Below are 17,843 nucleotides of genomic sequence, written 5' to 3'. Positions count from 1 at the left end.
ATTAGTTTTCTTCCTCCTGTTGATGTAGCTGGCTCAAAGTATCATCAATAAGTTTTTTTTGATTGTTGTTTAACTGTTTACCAGTTACAAATTGATAAAAATTAGCAATCATGACATCATCGTTACCATCATCAGCTTTAATTTCTGGTATGTCCTGTCGATTCTGAACTAATTTTGGCAGATCATATTGAACTTCTACAACATCACCATAAATTTCAGTTAACATCGCCCGTGCATTCGTTGCCGTGACATGTCCCTGGATTTTAATACTAAAATAATTTTTATGACCTCGTTCATATTGCTGATAAAAATCGGCATCAATTAATTGTTCAAACGTACCAGTTAGCAGAATCAAATCCTTTTTAGGTAACAAAGGATGCCAACTTGTTCTCACTTGATGATTTTTGATTTCAACAGTATAAACCCCTTTTTCAGACTGGGCTTCCTTGGTATTAAACTTAATTGGTGAACCTGAATATTTCACAACATCACTCGGACTAGCTTGTCGTAGATGTAAATGTCCGAGCGCAACATAATCAAAATCCTGAAATAGTTGGTCATCCAATCCTCGCAATCCACCAACTTGTGAGTTTGTTTCACTAGTAAACTCATAATCCTGATTTTTACTACCAACAACGTAGTAGTGGGTCACTAATACATGGTTCATTTCTGGTTTAAACTTGGCAACCATCTCTGACACAATACGAGGCATAACCTGATTAATTGTTTGATACTGAGATGCTTCGTCCTCTGTTATACCGTAATAAACACGAGCCATTGAAGGTTCAATGAAAGGCAATAGAAATATTTGTGTATCCTGTGTCTCAACTGGTTTAAAGGCATCTGCAAGGGTTGTATTTAAATATAATTGATTTTTTTCACGCCACTCGCGCCCTGCACCCAACCTGGTTGCACCATCATGATTTCCTGAAACAGCGTAAATGGGCATTTTAAACGTTATATTTAGATCTTTTAGCATACCTTCTAAACTGTTGACTGCTGAAATAGGTGCAATACCCCGATCATACAAATCACCAGCGATAATTACACCATCTACTTCTTCGTTAACTGCTAAATCCCTAATTTGTTGATAAGCTGTTTGCTGCTCTGCCAATAGTGAGTAGCCCCCTAACTCCTTACCAATGTGCCAGTCAGCTGTATGTAAAAACTTCATAATCAAACTTTCCTCTAATTTTCATTGATTATTTAACTATTAATTGTCATTCTAAAGGTTATTTTTCAGTTAGAAAACAAAAAGAAGTTGGGACAAAGGAAAATGTGCCAACTTCTTTTTGCTAAAAATATCTTAATTAAAAGCACGGCAATTTAATTGCATAAACACATTCCCAAAGTCTGAAGCCTCAATTTAACGCAATTTGTCTCGCTTTCTTCTAACTTGATATTTTTGTCATTAACGTATCCACTTACGCAATGGTACGCTCACAATCAATGCCAAAATAAAGCCAACTAAAACTTGGACAATATTAGCAGGCACATCCGTTAAACCAGCTAATGCTGCTGATTGCAAAGACATCTTTGAGCCACCTGTCACCCAAAGTAGGAAACTACCTGCTACCCAATAGCCAACTACCATCGTCAAGCCACCTAAGAAATTCCCTAATATACGGACACCGACTGTTTTTTCAACATTATAGTGCCCAATAATCCAGCCTTCTGTTCCGTGAATAATCAATGAAAAAAACATCCATTGTGGATAGCCCGCAAATAAGTCCAACAAAAAACCAGTCAAGCCACCAACCGCCAGACCCATTTTAGGTCCAAAATGCCAAGCACCAATAAAAATACCGGTCTCAACCAAAGAGACAAATCCGGTGGGTGTCGGTAATTTAGCGATGTAACTTAATACAATATTGATGGCGATTAAAACCGCCCCGATAGTGAGTTGTTTTGTTTTCATTTATTTTACCCCTTACGCCGGCGAGCTGCCTGCCAAACATTACCAACCTTAAAATCATCATTTAAATTAACACCGTGCAAAATACCATGATGGACAAAATCTTTTGCATCATCAATAGCCATTAACACAGGAACATTTTGAGCGATTTGACTAGCAATCGCCGCAGAAAATGTACAACCTGCACCATTGTTAAATGGTCGCTCTATTTTGGGTAATTTAATAACTTTTTTCGTATTTTCAGAAATCACGGCATCTGATGCCATATCACCGTCTAAACGAACGCCACCTTTAACAACAACCGTTTTGGGGCCGATTTTATGAAGCATTTCAGCAATCGTCAATAGGTCAGCCTCAGAATGAATGGTCTGTTGTGTTAGTAACTCGGCCTCGATCAGATTAGGTGTCACAACCGTTGCTAATGGTAATAACTTTTGCTTAATTGCAGTGGCTAATTCTGAAGCATTGACTGAATCAGTCTCTTTAAATGCCATCACTGGATCAATCACTATTGGAACACGTCCAACATATTGTTTTATAAACTGACTAACTAAATCAATATGTGCAACAGAAGGTAACAAACCGACCTTAATCCCCTTAATGTCTGACAACTCTCCCAGGGACGTCAATTGTTTCGCCAACACAGATATTGGTACCTCATGGATATCAAAATCGTGTTGATTAACAGTCACAATGCTTGTAATTGCACTTAAGCCAAACAAACCATATTCATTGAACGTTGCTAAATCAGCTTGAACCCCACCGCCAGATAAAATATCAGAACCAGCGATTGTTATGATTTTCCCTACCACCATCGCGACACCCCTTTTACAGTAATTAAATTTAAGTTTAGCACAAATTACTACCTGTAAACATAGACTTATTAAGCGTAGGCACAAAAAAAGAAGCCGTGAGTTAACACGACTTCTTTTTCGATACAACTTACTTGATTGCATCCTTCAATGCCTTACCAGGCTTGAATGCAGGAATCTTTGATGCAGCAATCTCGATTTCCTCACCAGTTTGTGGGTTGCGACCCTTACGAGCTGCACGAGAACGTACTTCAAAGTTACCAAAGCCAATTAATTGGACTTTTTCACCCTTTGCCAAAGTTTCTTGGATTGAAGCAAACACTGCATCAACTGCAGCAGTTGCATCCTTCTTTGTCAAACCAGTTGCAGTTGCAACATCAGTTACTAATTCTTGCTTGTTAGCCATTTAGTTTTCCTCCTGCATAGGTATTATTAGCTAAGTGCCAATAAATTTAGATTGAATCTGTAATTAGATTTCGATATTTAGAATATCATAATTATACGCTTCTTACAAGTAAAAAATGTCTTAAAACGTTGATATAACAAGGTTTTTGTCATATCCTTAAACATTTTCATAAAATTGTGATGAAAGAAGCCCAGATTAAGTTTATTTTTATTTTCGTGCTCGTTTAATCAAATGAATTGGTGTTCCTGTAAAATCAAATGATTTACGAATTTGATTCTCTAGGAAACGTTCATATGAAAAGTGCATCAACTCAGGATCATTTACAAAGACAACAAACGTTGGTGGTTGAATAGCAACTTGTGTCGCATAGTAAACACGCAATCGCTTACCATTAACTGTTGAAGTTGGGTTTAGTGCCAAGGCGTCCATAATAACTTCATTTAACGTTGCTGACTGAATGCGCTTTTGATGATTATCATTTACTTGCTTGATTAAGGCTGGTAATTTATTCAAACGTTGCTTAGTCATGGCAGAAACAAAAACAATTGGTGCATATGACAAGTATTGGAACTCTTGACGAATCTGATTTTCAAAATCAGCCATCGTATGATTATCCTTTTCAAGGGTATCCCACTTGTTCACAACAATAATTACGGCTCGACCAGCTTCATGCGCATAACCTGCCACATGTTTATCTTGTTCACGAATACCTTCCTCAGCATTCAAGACAACCAACACGACGTTGGAATCATCAATGGCACGCATAGCACGCATGACCGAATATTTTTCAGTTGATTCATACACTTTACCACGTTTACGAATTCCGGCGGTATCGACCATAACGAATTCATCACCATCAGCTGAAGTAAATCTTGTGTCAATTGCATCACGTGTTGTACCGGAAATGTCCGAAACGATCACTCGTTCTTCGCCTAAAATAGCATTTACTAATGATGACTTACCAACATTTGGACGACCGATGAATGAAAAACGTACTGCATCGTCTTCTTCTTGTGCCTCAATCTCTGGGAAATTAGCAACAACTTGGTCTAGTAAGTCTCCTAATCCCGTACCATGTGCACCAGAAATTGGATATGGATCACCAAATCCTAATGCATAAAATTCATAGATTTCTGATCGCAATTCAATATTATCAACTTTATTAACAGCCAAAACAACTGGCTTTTTTGATCGATACAATATTTTAGCAACACGTTCATCAGCTTCTGTCAATCCTTCACGGGCTGAAACCATGAAAACAATCACGTCAGCTTCGTCAATCGCAATTTCAGCTTGTTGCACAATTTGTGACATAAATGGTTCATCACCCATGTCAATTCCACCGGTATCAATTAATCGAAATTCATGAGTCAACCATTCAGCACGCGTGTAAATACGATCACGTGTGACACCTGGTGTATCCTCTACAATTGAAATTCGATCACCCGCGATGCGGTTAAAAATTGTTGATTTACCAACGTTTGGACGACCAACAACAGCCACAACAGGAAATCCCATATTATCCTCTTTTCTGAATCACAAAGATTATTGCAATTCGTTTTAATTTGTATACGCTATGTTTAATATTAACATGAATTAATACGAAACAAAAATTAGAGAGCGAGACAAAAGTCGTTTTGAAGCCGGTGTGTAACGTAATTTTCGTCATTTTTGGCCGTAGCAAAGCGAAGGACAGAAATGACGAAAATCACGTTACATTAAGGCTTCAGACTTTTGGAACGCGTTTATGCTGTCAAACTAACATGCGTTTAATTAATATCTTTTAGCACAAAAATTAGAGGCTGAGACAACATCTGTCCCAGCCTCTAACTGTTTTAAACTATTCTAATGCTTAGTTAAAATCTTTGAAGATGTCACCAAAGGCATCACCTAACGTTGCTGAACCTTCTTCTTCAGAAGTTGAGTAGTTAGTAGGTGCAGATTGGCGAGGGCGACGTGAACGACGAGGACGATCATTTTCCTCGTGTGCAGGTGCCTCTTCCAAAGCCTTGATTGACAATGACAAACGTTGACGTTCTGGGTTAACATCCAAAACCTTAACTTGAACCTTGTCACCAGCCTTCAATACATCACTAGGGTTAGCAATGTGCTTGTGTGAGATTTGTGAAACGTGAACCAAACCTTCAACACCTGGGAACACTTCAACGAATGCACCAAAGTCAACCACGCGCTTAACAGTTCCTTCTAGAACTGTACCAGCTGGTGCCTTTTCAGCAGCTGCATCCCAAGGTCCTGGTTGTGTAGCCTTGATTGACAATGAGATACGCTCACGTTCTGGATCCAAGCCCAAAACCTTAACCTTAACTTCTTCACCAACTGACAAAACGTCTGAAGGTTGTGAAACGCGTTCGTGTGAGATTTCAGATACGTGTACCAATCCATCAACACCACCAAGGTCAATAAATGCACCAAAGTTAGTCATACGAGCAACTTTACCTTCAATGACATCACCAACTGATAGTTCATCAAAGATGCGTGCCAAAGCAGCTGAGCGCTCTTCATTCAACACATCACGACGTGACAAGATCAAACGGCTATCTGCAGCATTGATTTCAATAATCTTTGCACGGATAGTTTGACCCTTGTATTGGTTCAAATCTTGCACGAAACGGTTCTCAATCATTGAAGCAGGTACGAATCCACGTACACCTTCAACATCAACAACCAAACCACCCTTAACGGCTTGCGTTACTGGGGCTTCCACAATGTCGTCAACACTGTGCTTGCTTGCGATTTCTTCCCAAGCACGACGAGCTTCAAGACGACGCTTTGACAATAGGTATGATCCACCTTCCTTGTCAGAACCGATAGTTGATACAACTACCAAATCCAACACGTCTCCAACCTTGACAAGGTCATTTACGTCCGCATCGCGGTCAGTTGTCAATTCGCGCAAAGGAATTACACCTTCAACGCCGGCACCTTCAATACCTACGATAACTTGACGATTATCATCAATTGCCAAGACTTCACCCTTAACTACATCGCCAACTTTAACTTCGGCTACGCTGTCAAGAGCTGCCAATAGCTCGTTGTTCTCTTCGTTCATTACAATATATCCTCCTGGTCACACGACTCTAATGAATATTATACCCAATATTGGTATATATTACCAGTGCTTTTTACACTTTTTTGAGTTGTATTTATTAATTTTGTAATTTATTTTCAATAATGCGTTTTACTTCAGCAACCACTTCTGAAATTGATAGTCCAGTAGTGTCCAATTCTACCGCATCGGATGCTTTTTTTAGTGGTGATATTTCACGGTGAGAATCTAAGTAATCTCTTTTTTCTATTGCTGTTTCTAAGTCCACTAACGTCGTTGTCATACCTTTTGCTTGGTTTTCCTTAAAACGACGGACTGCTCGTTCATGAACTGAGGCAATCAAAAAGATCTTGACTTCAGCTTTTGGTAATACCGTGGTGCCAATATCTCGTCCATCCATCACGACACCACCCTCACTTGCAATATTACGTTGCAAGTCAGTCATTGCAGTACGCACCTCACCATAAGCTGAAACAATCGATACATTGGCTGTTACTTCAACTGATCGAATATCATCAGTCACTTCTTCATCGTTTAAGAACACACGTTGTACAGGATTACCCGGCTTAAACGAGATATCAATTTTAGGTAACAATGCGACAACTGCTTCTTCATCCGTCAACGTAACACCTGCTTTAATCGCAGCCAGTGTAACAGTACGATACATTGCGCCTGTATCAACATAGACAAAATTTAAGTCAGTAGCCAAAATTTTAGCAATCGTTGACTTTCCTGCCGAGGCTGGTCCATCAATTGCAATCTGAATTGGGTTCATGATCCACATCCTTATTCAATTTATTACTGTTCTATTTTACGCTTAATTTAGCTGAAACACTAGGTATATTTAATAAAAAAAGCCGGAACAAGTAACGTTCCAGCCAATTTGATAATCATAATCAAAATATTTTTATTTAACTTTTAATCCCTTACCATAGTAAGATGCATAATTACTTGCCGTTAGACCAGGATTCAAAGTATACAACTCTTCAGGGGTTGTGCCATTTGCAACGGCAAAACTATACAGTGTACCAGAATCAAATGAAACGGTTTGAGAAGCCTCTTCTGAAGAAGATGATGAAGCTGCTGCTTCTGACGAAGAAGACGCTGCTGCCTCTGCTTCACTTGATGATTTAGCTGCCGCCTCTGACGATGACTTTGCTGCTGCTTCAGATGATGATTTGGCTGCCGCTGCCTCAGATGATGACTTTGATGCAGCAACCTTAGCTTTCGATTCTGATTTTGCGGTATCGGTCACTTTATTCGTTGAAGTGGTCGTTTTCGTTGATGAAGCAACTGGTAATTCAGTGTTCGATGTGGCATCAGCTGGTTTATTCAATTCCTGCAAATACTTATAAACAGGAACGAAAGACAAAGCAATGACAATCAGTACCAGAATTCCGACAACCATACTGACACGTTGTGACTTGCGTCGATTTTGTGTTCTTGAATACTGGTTGGTTGTTTCATCTTTAAAAGATGCCTCCCATGGCTGTTTTTCATCCTTTTTTTCGGTCATGATTGGTGGCTCTCCTTACTCTCTTTTTTTACTATCTCTAATAATACACTAACCGCCTTAAAATAGTTAGTGTCACACCTAATCTTTACTGTAAATTAAATAGTTTTTTTAGTTGTTTAGACCAATTTACCACCTTTGCTTGCTGTTTACCATCTTCTTTTCGCACGAAATTTAATTCTTTGGGATGCCAATCTGTCACACCCACACTTTCATCCGTTTGCGATAAGTTGTCAGTGGCATTACCAAAATATTGACTGATTTGATTACGCAGCTGACCATCGGACTTTGCATAGTTAATCATTGACCATAAATTACTCTGTCTCATCACGCGTCTACTATCAAAAATTTGAATAATTTCAGCTGATGATAAGCCCTTATTTTGATAAAAATTCAATAATCTGACCTGCTCAGGTGTTAGTATTGTCACCAACGACTGATCCAAGTAACTTTGAATAGCATAATTATCAGGGATGGTTTGATCAATCAAATTAAATTGAATACGTTCATCCCCAGGTACATACAATAAGATTGCAACTGCTTGTTGTCCGTCACGTCCTGCACGACCGATTTCTTGCAGATAATTTGAAAGATCGTTGCTCAAATGATAGTGAATGACAAAACGAATGTCTTCTTTATCAATACCCATACCAAATGCGGAAGTTGCCGTAATAACATCGATCTCTCCCTGCATAAATTGTTGTTGTACACGATATCGAGACATTGTATCCATACCAGCATGGTACGCAACGACCCGTTGTCCAGTTTCATTTGTTAGCCACTCCGCCATGCTTGTTGCTAGCTTACGTGAAGTAAAATAAACGATACCAGGTCCATTAACCGTCTGAATTAAATATTTTAAGCGTTGCTTTTTTTCAATTTCATTAGTTAGTTGCTCTGTATGCAAAAAAATATTTGGTCGATCAACTGGTTGTTGATAAATAAACCATTTATCTTGCAGCGCATGAAAATTCTCAGTAATTGCTGACATCATACTTGGTGTTGCGGTTGCCGTTAATAAAAGTAATTGTGGTCGATTAAGCTGTTCGTGAATACTAGGTAATGATAAATAATCTGGACGAAAATCCTGCCCCCAAGTAACCATTGTATGAGCTTCATCAATAACCATTAAGTTAATTTTCACTTGTTTTAAAGCTGTTTGTACCTGCTCTTGGTTAAGCATCTCAGGCGAAACAAATAAAAAATGATAACGATTTAAATTTTTAAGGACATTTTTTTTGTTCTCAAATGTTAATGTCGAATTTAAAGCCACCACATTTTTTTCACCAAGATAATTCAATCGTGCAACCTGATCCTGCATTAGTGAAAGTAATGGCGTGACAATCATAACCAATCCATCTCGAACCGCCCCCATCATCTGGTAAATCAACGTCTTACCACCGCCTGTTGGTAAAATTGCTAATGTTGATTGCTTTGACAATAAGGCCGTTAGGATTTCTTTTTGACCCGTTTTAAAACTCTCAAATCCAAATTTATCTTGTAAAACCTGTTCTAAGTTAATTGTCATTGGTGCTTAATTCCCCTGTTTGGTTAAGTAAATTTCATATAATCTGAAGATAAAAAACTCATTTGGGTTATCTGACGTTCTAATGTTGGAAAATTGCCAATTATCAATATTGCCAGTCAAATGTTGTTCTAGATATTGAATGGTTGAAGCACTTAAAAACAATTCATAGGGAAAATCCGCTTTAGGTAGCCAAACTGCTGCTGTCAGCAAGTGTTCCCTAACCGTGCCGATTTTCAAATGGCGTTGCTTACTAATGGTTTCAATAGACATCCCCCGATGCACCTGCTGGCATGTTAATTGCACGCTGGGTGACAAGTTGGCTTGTTGCTGTGTTAAGTCCCATAACCTTTTTAATTCACTACTAGCATTAGTCTGCGATAATTGCTGGCTCCAAAAAGAAAATAAATCAATTTCCCAAAGATAAAAATCAGTTGCAATCCAAGATCGCGGTAAATCTAGTTGGTCACTATTTCGTCCAGGTATTTGATGTCCAACCCATGTCGCAACTAGTTGATTCGCAGTTTGTTGATCCAATAATTTTAAAAAGTCGGTTAATTCTGTTAACCAATCATCAATTAAGTGTTTTTTATCTGTCTGTCCATACCAATTTTTTACTAATTTTTTCGTTTTAAAGTCAATCTGTAACGGATAGTAGTGTTTGTTGTGATATGCCACTTCCGACACGATTTGATTCGCCAACCAAAATGCTTCCCGGAACTGCCGGATATTCGCTAGTGGTTGGACCATTAAAGGAATGTATTTTAACTGATAATGGTATTGCCTATAATTCTGTTGAAAAGTAACGCCCTTGTCGGTTAGCAATAATTGTCCAGAACTTGGTTGTTGTTCAATGAGCAACCCCTGTTTAATGAGTTGTGCAATTTGTTCATCAAAATCATTTTTTTCTAATTGTGGCAATAAACCAATAATGGGTAACAATTGATAACGTAATCCCCAATATTCTGTTGATACTGTCAAACGACGCTTTAATAAACCAAAAATTACCCGATGTCGCCGTGGTTGAACCGGCGAAAAAAGGGTAATCAGGAAATCAGTTATCACGACATTGCCCACCTCTCACTTTGTGCTGTACTATTGTCTAGTTTAAAAAAATAGTGAGGTAAGTGCAAGCTGCGTGTTTTAATTTAATTGTGAATGCATGTTGCTTAATGCCCGCTGAAATGAATAGAAGACAACACCTGATACAGTACCAAGAATAACGCCTTCAATTAAGTTAAATGGCACAACCATCCAAAGTAAGTAGTGTCCCATGCCAATTGTTGCTCGGATATCAAAATTTGCAAACAAAGCATATAGTGGCACTGCATAAACATAATTTAGAATAACCATCACCAGTGTTAACCCAAGCGTTCCAAGCAATGTTCCCCACATAAACTGCTTTTTAGACACATTTGTACGACGCATTACTAGAATAATTATGGTAATAAAAATAGCCATACCAATGATATTCATTGGTAGCCCAATTAAATCACCAGGCCCTTCATTATTAAGTAATAGTTTCAAAACCGACCGTAAAATCAAAATAAGATAACCTTGTTTTAATCCTAATAGTAAAGTCCCCATTAATACGGGAACAATTGAAAAATCAATCTTTAAAAAGCTTGCGCCAGGTAAGATTGGAAATTGCGGGAAAACCATCAAAACAAACGAAATTGCTGACAATAAAGCAATGATTGTTAAATGACGTGTTTTATTCATGTGACTACCTAATCCTCCACGCTGATAATTAAAAAGTCGATCTTATTTATGTCAGGGCGACACAAATAAGACCGACTCTATCAGTCAAATTCATTAATTTCTTCTGCATACCAGACTTTACTGTCGGTTATGGATTTTCACCATATCAACCACAAAACTGTGGGTCGCGGACTTTTCCGTAAAAACGAAATTACCGCCGGTCGGGAATTACACCCTGCCCTGAAGATATTTAGTTATGTTATTATCATAGCTTTCCGCTAATTAAAAGTCAATAAAAATTCATGCCACCGTTTTACCAACGACCAGCTGATTTGCGGAATTGACGACCAGACTTGAGCGCTTGGACCTCTTCATGACGCAATGGACGATATTCACCAGGTGTCAAACCAGTCAAATCAAGCATCCCATAACGTTCACGAGTTAGCTTAATAACCTCATGACCAACTGATTTTAACATTTCTTTCACTTGATGATATTTACCTTCATGAATAGTTAATTTGACGATTGCCGTGTGCTTCTTTTTATCAGTTGATAAGATTTCTGCATGAGCTGGTGCCGCATTAAAGGTATAATGACGTCCATTTTGGACAGTCTTTACAGTCACACCATGACGTAATTTTTCTAATTCCTCATTCGTTGGAATACCTTTGACCTTGGCAACATAGACCTTATCAATGCGATACTTAGGATGCATCAACTTATTAGCTAAATCACCATCATTGGTTAATAGCAACGCACCAGTCGTATCATAATCCAAACGTCCAACGGGATAAACCCGTTCAGGTTCATCAACAATGTCCATGACCGTTTGACGCCCTTTGTCATCAGAATTAGTCGTTACAACACCGCGTGGCTTGTCCAATAGGAAGTAAACTAGTTTCTCTTTTGAATCAATTGGTGTGCCATTTACTTCAATGTGATCACTGGGTTCAACCTTTGTTCCTAACTCTCGAATTACCTGACCATTAACCGTGACTTGCCCTTCAGTAATCATTTTTTCAGAAGCCCGGCGTGAGGCAACCCCTGCTTGAGCCATGACTTTTTGTAATCGTTCTGCCATTATTTTTCCTCATTACTTTCTGATTGTTTTGTTAATTCAGCAATTGTGACATCAAATGAAGACTGTTGTTTTTCTGATGGTAATAACGGAATCGTCACATCTTGCTGATTTTGTAAATCTTCTAGTGCTTTAGCAGTAACCAACGGTGGTAACTCATCTAAACTGGTTAACCCAAAATAATTTAGGAAATAGTTGGTTGTCACATAAAGAATTGGTCGTCCTGGTTCAGTCGATCTCCCCTTACCCGTTACTAAATTACGAAGAATTAATTTTTGGATGGTCGATTGTGATTGGACACCACGAATTTCATCTACCTCAACACGTGTAACCGGTTGTTTATAAGCAATAATAGCTAGAACTTCCAATGATGCTTGTGATAGAGCTGTTGTTAATGGCGCTGTAAAGAAACGATGAATGGTTTCTGATAAATTTGCCTTCGTCACTAATTGATAACGATCATCTGTTTTTAGAATTTCAAAAGCACAACTTTCATCTTGCGCATACTTAATCGCCAACTCGTCTAGTAGACCATTAACTGCTGGCTTTAAAAATTGTGTTGCTGCTGACAGTTCTGCCAAAGAGATACCCTCATCTCCTGCAACAAATAATAATCCTTCAATTTGTTGTAAGCTATTTTGCATCAGCCTCTTCATCCTCTCTACTTTCCTGCTGGTAGGGTACCTTACCGCGTGAAACATCAATTCGGTCAAATAGATTATTTTGTGTCATAGTCAAGTGCTGATGACGCACTAATTCTAACATCGCCATAAATGTTGTGACCATTTCATCCTTATCTGCATTTTCCGCAAAAAGTTGGTCAAAAGTTACAACATGATCAGTGTCTACCTTTGCCATAATTTTAGTCATTTGTTGTTGAATTGACCAGTTATCACCTTGCAATGAGCGTGGTTGTACCCGCTTTTGATAGCGTTTTTTCACCAAACGATCAAATGCATTTTGAAGATCGCACAATACGAGTCCTTCTGGCAGAGGTGCACCCTTTATATCGTCTGGGATTGACATCGGTGCTCTAGAAAACTGTAATTGACGTTCTTCTTCTCGTTCACGTAAATCACCTGCAGCTTGTTGATAGCGCTGATATTCAATTAATTGTGCCATCAATGTGTCTCGAGGATCTTCTTCAGTAACAAATTCAGCTAAATCCTCATCATATTGAAAGACATCATTTTTAGGTAGTAAGTAATTGGCCTTTATTGACATCAACGTTGCGGCCATGACCAAAAATTCACCAGCAACATCTAAATTACGTTCTTGTTCCGCATGTAGAAATGTCAGATATTGTGCCGTAATCTCAACTATCGGAATGTCCATAATATCCATCTCATTCACCCGAATAAGATGGAGCAATAAATCCAATGGCCCATCAAAATCTTCTAAATGATAAGTTAATTCTTCACTCATTGCATATCTCGCCATTTCGTTACAAATTTTTGTGTGGCAATTGAACCCATGATCACTTGATCTGGATATTGAGATTGCAACGCTTGATATATTTTACGGCCAAGTTTTAATTTTTGTTTTGGTTGTACTTCGGGACTAAAAACAATCCGTCGAATCACCAAGGAATTATAAACACGTGCAACCCCAAGTAATACGGTAAAATGATGTGTATTTTCATCACGCCATAGAAGAATATCCCGATTATCATCAGACTGATACCAATCATATTCACGTTGCACAGCTAAAATATCTGGTAAATTCGGGCTATAAGACAGCAGCCCCATAACAATTTTTGATTGATCTTTACGTACGATAATTAACATATTTTTCTCCAATCAAGCTAAACTAAGCACGAGGATGCGCCTTTTCATATACCTCGGTTAATCGTTTGTTTGAGATATGAGTATAAATTTGCGTTGTTGAGATATCAGCATGTCCCAATAATTCCTGAACAATTCGCAAATCTGCCCCATTTTCGAGGATATGGGTGGCGAATGAATGTCTTAAAGTGTGTGGCGAAACATCTTTCGTAATCCCAGCCTGCTTGACCCATTGCTTAATTAATTTCCAAACACCTTGTCGTGTTAACTGATGACCGTGATCATTTAAAAAAATAACGTGTGGATCTTGCTGTTTACCTAGCAACGGACGACTATTATTTAAGTAGTTCTCTAACCACTTGACTGCAACATCACCAATTGGCACAATCCGCTCTTTGTCCCCTTTACCAATCGTTTGAATGAGACCTAAGTCCAAATGTAAATTATCTAAGCGTAAATTGACCAACTCACTGACACGTAAACCTGTCGCATACATGACTTCAAGTATTGTTCGATTTCGTAACCCAAGTGGCGTGTTTTTATCAGGAACCTGCAACAACGCTTCAACTTCTTCTAAAGTCAATACTGCTGGTAGATGTTGCGCCTTTTTGGGTGAATCTACTTGATCCATCGGGTTACTGGTTATCAAATTATTCACTTGAACAAATTCAAAAAACTTTCGCAAAGTCGATACCATGCGAATAATTGTATTACGTGACTTGCCTTTTTGTTCTAACTGTCCCAAAAATGCCATGATTGTAAAACGATCAACTGCTGTCAACGTATCATATTTTTCAGCTATCAAATATTGAAAAAATTGGACAAGATCTTGTTGGTAGGAATGCTTGGTATTAGCTGATAAGCCTCTCTCAACAGTTAGATAATGAAGGTAGTCAACCAAAACATCCTCAAATGGTCCTACCTGCACTTTCATCCTATTCGCCTTCACTTTCTACTAAGAAAAGACCGTTCTCATTTTGTGTGATTCGACGTTCTTTATACAAACGACCTACAGCACGTTTAAATTGTGATTTTGACATACCAAAATATTTCTTAATTGCTTTAGGATCTGATTTATCTGTGAACGGTAAACTATGGGTTGTTGAACGTTCTAACAACGTTAACAACATCTGAGCATCTTCTGGAATAGCTTCATATGCTCGTGGGCGCAATGATAAGTTCAATACACCATCAGGGCGCACACCAATTACTCGTGCAGATACAACTTCACCTAAGCGGGGCTCACGTTGTCGTTCATCGGGATGAATAAAGCCAAAATTATAGTCTGAAGTAACGACCAATGTACCAACCTTCTTTAAGCGGTAGGCCGTTGCCTGGACTTGTTTGTTATGCATATCTGGCTTCGCTGGAATTCTAACTGCTTGCAGAATATCTGAGGTAACCAGTTCGCCCCACAGACGATCTTTTTTATCAATGCGTAGCGTAATCATTAGCTTATCCCCACGCTGTGGCCATAATTCTTTAATAGTTGGCAGTTCATCTAAAGAAACCACCACATCTTTATTAGGTAACCCAATATCAACAAAGACACCTAAGTCACGACGAATATCTGTCACTGTTCCCCAGGCATAATGACCAAGGCGAACCTCTGGTAGATTCTTCGTTATTTGTAATTGATGTTTTTCATTTTCGTAGGCAAATCCTGAAACTAGTCCACCAATCGATAATGGCTTCTTTAATTCTGATTTGTCAATCTCGTACGTTTCACCGTCAATTTGTGCGTAGTAATAACGATCATTTTCGTCAGTTACTTTAGCTGTAATCACGTCTCCAAGTTTATGTGTCATTTTTCTCCATCCTTTTACATCAGCTGCATCTATTGTTCTATATGTCCGATGCCACAGCACTGGTAAAGGTTATTCATAACCAGCATCATAGCGCCAGTAATCTTGCTCACTATATCTAATTATCTTAACAGATATACATTGGATATGATATATGTAAACCAGATTCTCTTGTTTATCTCGCCAAAAACAATATTTTTTTGCTAAAATAGTTAGTAATAATTTGAAAGTGAGTTAATCATTTATGAAAGCAATTGGTATGGAACCACAAGTACTGATCGACATTCTTGTGGGTGCCAAGATTGGTGTTGTTTATCCGTTTGGAACAGAACATCGTGGTGATTTAGTTGTAACCTCTTATGCGCTTAAGCAAAGTGGCTTACCATCAAGTATGGCGGGTGCCGTTGTGCAATTAGAGGATGTTGAAGAAACTGCACCTGGCAATTTTGTTTGGAAATTTAATCCTGAAGTCACTCTAATCCGCCCATTTAAAGTGCACGGTACCATGGAGTTATTTGATGTCGATGATGCCTTGATCAAACCTGAACCAACTAACTGGTTTAACGTTGAGGCTGAAAATGCTGGTCACGAAAAAATTTCAACTTGGTTAGATAGTTACTTTGCCGAGCACCCTGATCTTGATCGTGTGCCGCGCCAAGAAATTCCTGAAGAAATCGCAACATTAGCCTCATCATTTGATGATTGGCGTGCTGCTTATTTTGAATTCCTGTATAAGCCAACGAAAGCCCAGAAGCGTGAATTACGTACAAAACGCTACGATATTGAGCCATTGTAATAAATGAACAAAGTCAAGAGCGAGACTTCAGACTTTTGGAACGCGTTTATGCTATAAAACTTATAGACTTATAATTAATATATTTTTGGCTAAAAAAGGTTGGAACAAACGATGTTCCAACCTTTTCTTTGTTTATTTGTTACACTCTTTTAAGTAGCGGCCGTAATAGTAACGGTGCAATGATTGTTGAGATAATAATCACAAAGACCATATCACCAAAAATATTTTTAGCGATTAAATCAGCACTTAACCCAATTTGAGCAACGACGAGCGCCATTTCACCTCTTGAAACCATACCTGCCCCGACTGCCCGTGCGGCTGGTTTATCTAACTTGGCAAGTCTAGCTCCCCATTGCGCACCATAATATTTTGTTGCTACCGCCAACACGGTTAAAACAACAATCAAAGGCCACGTTTTTTGTAGTCCATTCAAAGAAATATGTAATCCAATTGAGCCAAAGAAGATTGGAAATAGTGTCCAAGTACCTAATAAGTTGGTAAACTTTAGGATTTTTCCTGAATTTGGTAATCGATCAGCCACTAACCCTAAAATAAACACCACAATTGGTAATAATGTTGATAAACTCAGACCTTGTCCACCAAATACTAAAACATATGCCCCAACCAATAGCAAGGCTAACATATCATCCAAAACGGCCGCTCCTAGAACGACGGCACCAACTTGTGATCCCAGTTGTCCAGATTCGCCTAGAACACTAATGGTGATTGAAATTGATGTTGCAGCAAATACAATTCCCCAAAAAATAGAAATATTAAACTGATAGCCTAATACTAAAGCGACTACTGTGAACAATATTAACGGAACCACCACGCCCATAATAGCGGTTAAAGTTGCCCCATTTAAATTGCGTTTCAATTGACCAATATCTGTCTCTAACCCCGCTGTAAACATTAGTAGCAGGACACCCAATTCTGACAAAAAGCTGACTATTTCTCCTGTCGTTACCCAGTGTAAAAGTGCTGGTCCGATGATTATACCCGCAATCAGCTGACCAACAACTTCTGCAAATCCAAGTTTTTGCCCGATGCGCCCCATAATAAAAGTCACAACAATTAAAATGATTAATTGTCCCAAAATTCCCATATAAACCTCCAAAAAAAAGCGTACACTTCAATCCTAACTGGTTACCCACCCAGGAACTTGAAGCATACGCCCAACCGAAATTTTATTTACTTTGATAAATTGCGTGAAAACAAGTTGCTGAATGGTGATTCACCAGTATTTGCAACCTGTGTCAAGAAGATTTTGATCGCAGTCTGCGTGGTTAAACCTTGTGACTTAAAAATTTCATCTGCTTTGTCTTTAACATTGTCCTCGACACGCAATTGAATTAACTTTTCTGCCATAATGTTACTCCCTTCACAATAATTACTTTCTATACAAATATTATATCATGGCACACTTTACATGTACCTTAAA

At 38.5% G+C, this 17,843-nt stretch carries 20 protein-coding genes and 1 riboswitch; of the genes, 1 reads left to right on the top strand and 19 read right to left on the bottom strand.

From position 1 onward, the window contains the following. Position 1: 1 nt before the first annotated feature. The 17 genes from QRX23_RS04310 to QRX23_RS04230 form a co-directional block, all read right to left on the bottom strand. Positions 2 to 1,174 carry a metallophosphoesterase family protein gene (locus QRX23_RS04310; protein ID WP_330156033.1) on the bottom strand — a complete coding sequence of 391 codons (1,173 nt, stop codon included), beginning with the start codon at positions 1,172 to 1,174 and terminating at the stop codon, positions 2 to 4. A 237-nt stretch (positions 1,175 to 1,411) separates the two neighbouring features. Then, a complete protein-coding gene (locus QRX23_RS04305) occupies positions 1,412 to 1,918 on the bottom strand; it encodes an ECF transporter S component (RefSeq protein WP_330156032.1) in 507 nt (168 codons plus the stop codon). Between the two features lie 5 nt (positions 1,919 to 1,923). Beyond that, positions 1,924 to 2,730: a bifunctional hydroxymethylpyrimidine kinase/phosphomethylpyrimidine kinase gene (locus QRX23_RS04300; RefSeq protein WP_330156031.1), complete on the bottom strand. Its 807-nt coding sequence runs from the start codon at positions 2,728 to 2,730 to the stop codon at positions 1,924 to 1,926. 127 nt (positions 2,731 to 2,857) lie between these two features. After that, positions 2,858 to 3,133, bottom strand: a complete 276-nt coding sequence (locus tag QRX23_RS04295; protein WP_002827353.1) for an HU family DNA-binding protein — start codon at positions 3,131 to 3,133, stop codon at positions 2,858 to 2,860. A gap of 207 nt (positions 3,134 to 3,340) precedes the next feature. Continuing rightward, entirely contained in the window at positions 3,341 to 4,651 is a 1,311-nt protein-coding gene (gene der, locus QRX23_RS04290; protein WP_140836921.1) for a ribosome biogenesis GTPase Der, read from the bottom strand. A gap of 334 nt (positions 4,652 to 4,985) precedes the next feature. Continuing rightward, on the bottom strand, positions 4,986 to 6,203 hold the full coding sequence (gene rpsA, locus QRX23_RS04285; RefSeq protein WP_002827357.1) for a 30S ribosomal protein S1: 1,218 nt from the start codon (positions 6,201 to 6,203) through the stop codon (positions 4,986 to 4,988). A 97-nt stretch (positions 6,204 to 6,300) separates the two neighbouring features. Then, positions 6,301 to 6,975 (bottom strand): (d)CMP kinase, encoded by a 675-nt coding sequence (cmk, locus tag QRX23_RS04280; RefSeq protein WP_330156030.1) that lies wholly within the window; start codon positions 6,973 to 6,975, stop codon positions 6,301 to 6,303. A gap of 132 nt (positions 6,976 to 7,107) precedes the next feature. Next, entirely contained in the window at positions 7,108 to 7,716 is a 609-nt protein-coding gene (locus tag QRX23_RS04275) for a LysM domain-containing protein (RefSeq protein WP_150221866.1), read from the bottom strand. A gap of 85 nt (positions 7,717 to 7,801) precedes the next feature. Then, the gene (locus QRX23_RS04270; RefSeq protein ID WP_330156029.1) at positions 7,802 to 9,241 is read right to left on the bottom strand and encodes a RecQ family ATP-dependent DNA helicase; all 1,440 of its coding nucleotides are present in this window, start codon (positions 9,239 to 9,241) and stop codon (positions 7,802 to 7,804) included. Between the two features lie 6 nt (positions 9,242 to 9,247). Next, on the bottom strand, positions 9,248 to 10,303 hold the full coding sequence (locus tag QRX23_RS04265; protein WP_330156028.1) for a helix-turn-helix domain-containing protein: 1,056 nt from the start codon (positions 10,301 to 10,303) through the stop codon (positions 9,248 to 9,250). A 78-nt stretch (positions 10,304 to 10,381) separates the two neighbouring features. Beyond that, on the bottom strand, positions 10,382 to 10,960 hold the full coding sequence (locus QRX23_RS04260) for an ECF transporter S component (RefSeq protein ID WP_002827364.1): 579 nt from the start codon (positions 10,958 to 10,960) through the stop codon (positions 10,382 to 10,384). Between the two features lie 94 nt (positions 10,961 to 11,054). Next, a riboswitch (FMN riboswitch) is annotated at positions 11,055 to 11,191 on the bottom strand. Between the two features lie 61 nt (positions 11,192 to 11,252). Then, the gene (locus QRX23_RS04255; RefSeq protein WP_150221870.1) at positions 11,253 to 12,020 is read right to left on the bottom strand and encodes a pseudouridine synthase; all 768 of its coding nucleotides are present in this window, start codon (positions 12,018 to 12,020) and stop codon (positions 11,253 to 11,255) included. Next, complete coding sequence (scpB, locus tag QRX23_RS04250) at positions 12,020 to 12,661, bottom strand: SMC-Scp complex subunit ScpB (RefSeq protein ID WP_002827366.1); 642 nt, start codon at positions 12,659 to 12,661, stop codon at positions 12,020 to 12,022. Before scpB ends, QRX23_RS04255 begins: the two co-directional genes overlap by 1 nt. After that, positions 12,651 to 13,442, bottom strand: coding sequence for a segregation and condensation protein A (locus tag QRX23_RS04245; protein WP_330156027.1), 792 nt, complete (start codon positions 13,440 to 13,442; stop codon positions 12,651 to 12,653). Before QRX23_RS04245 ends, scpB begins: the two co-directional genes overlap by 11 nt. Continuing rightward, positions 13,439 to 13,804 carry a hypothetical protein gene (locus QRX23_RS04240; protein WP_002827369.1) on the bottom strand — a complete coding sequence of 122 codons (366 nt, stop codon included), beginning with the start codon at positions 13,802 to 13,804 and terminating at the stop codon, positions 13,439 to 13,441. Before QRX23_RS04240 ends, QRX23_RS04245 begins: the two co-directional genes overlap by 4 nt. Before the next feature lie 22 nt (positions 13,805 to 13,826). Then, positions 13,827 to 14,735 (bottom strand): site-specific tyrosine recombinase XerD, encoded by a 909-nt coding sequence (gene xerD / locus QRX23_RS04235; protein ID WP_330156026.1) that lies wholly within the window; start codon positions 14,733 to 14,735, stop codon positions 13,827 to 13,829. Between the two features lies 1 nt (position 14,736). Beyond that, entirely contained in the window at positions 14,737 to 15,609 is an 873-nt protein-coding gene (locus QRX23_RS04230) for a CvfB family protein (RefSeq protein WP_040760226.1), read from the bottom strand. 241 nt (positions 15,610 to 15,850) lie between these two features. Between QRX23_RS04230 and QRX23_RS04225 the strand changes: the two genes are divergently transcribed. Further along, on the top strand, positions 15,851 to 16,402 hold the full coding sequence (locus QRX23_RS04225) for a hypothetical protein (RefSeq protein ID WP_150190707.1): 552 nt from the start codon (positions 15,851 to 15,853) through the stop codon (positions 16,400 to 16,402). Positions 16,403 to 16,541: 139 nt separating this feature from the next. Here QRX23_RS04225 and QRX23_RS04220 read toward each other — a convergent pair whose 3' ends face one another. Beyond that, entirely contained in the window at positions 16,542 to 17,507 is a 966-nt protein-coding gene (locus QRX23_RS04220; protein ID WP_330156025.1) for a cation:proton antiporter, read from the bottom strand. Positions 17,508 to 17,593: 86 nt separating this feature from the next. After that, positions 17,594 to 17,770: a type II toxin-antitoxin system RelB/DinJ family antitoxin gene (locus tag QRX23_RS04215; RefSeq protein WP_002827374.1), complete on the bottom strand. Its 177-nt coding sequence runs from the start codon at positions 17,768 to 17,770 to the stop codon at positions 17,594 to 17,596. Positions 17,771 to 17,843: the final 73 nt, after the last annotated feature.

It is taken from the genome of Weissella paramesenteroides (assembly GCF_036327715.1).
Classification (GTDB): domain Bacteria; phylum Bacillota; class Bacilli; order Lactobacillales; family Lactobacillaceae; genus Weissella; species Weissella paramesenteroides.
Note: the sequence above shows the minus strand (reverse complement) of the source record. Positions and strands in the feature narration are given on the sequence as shown.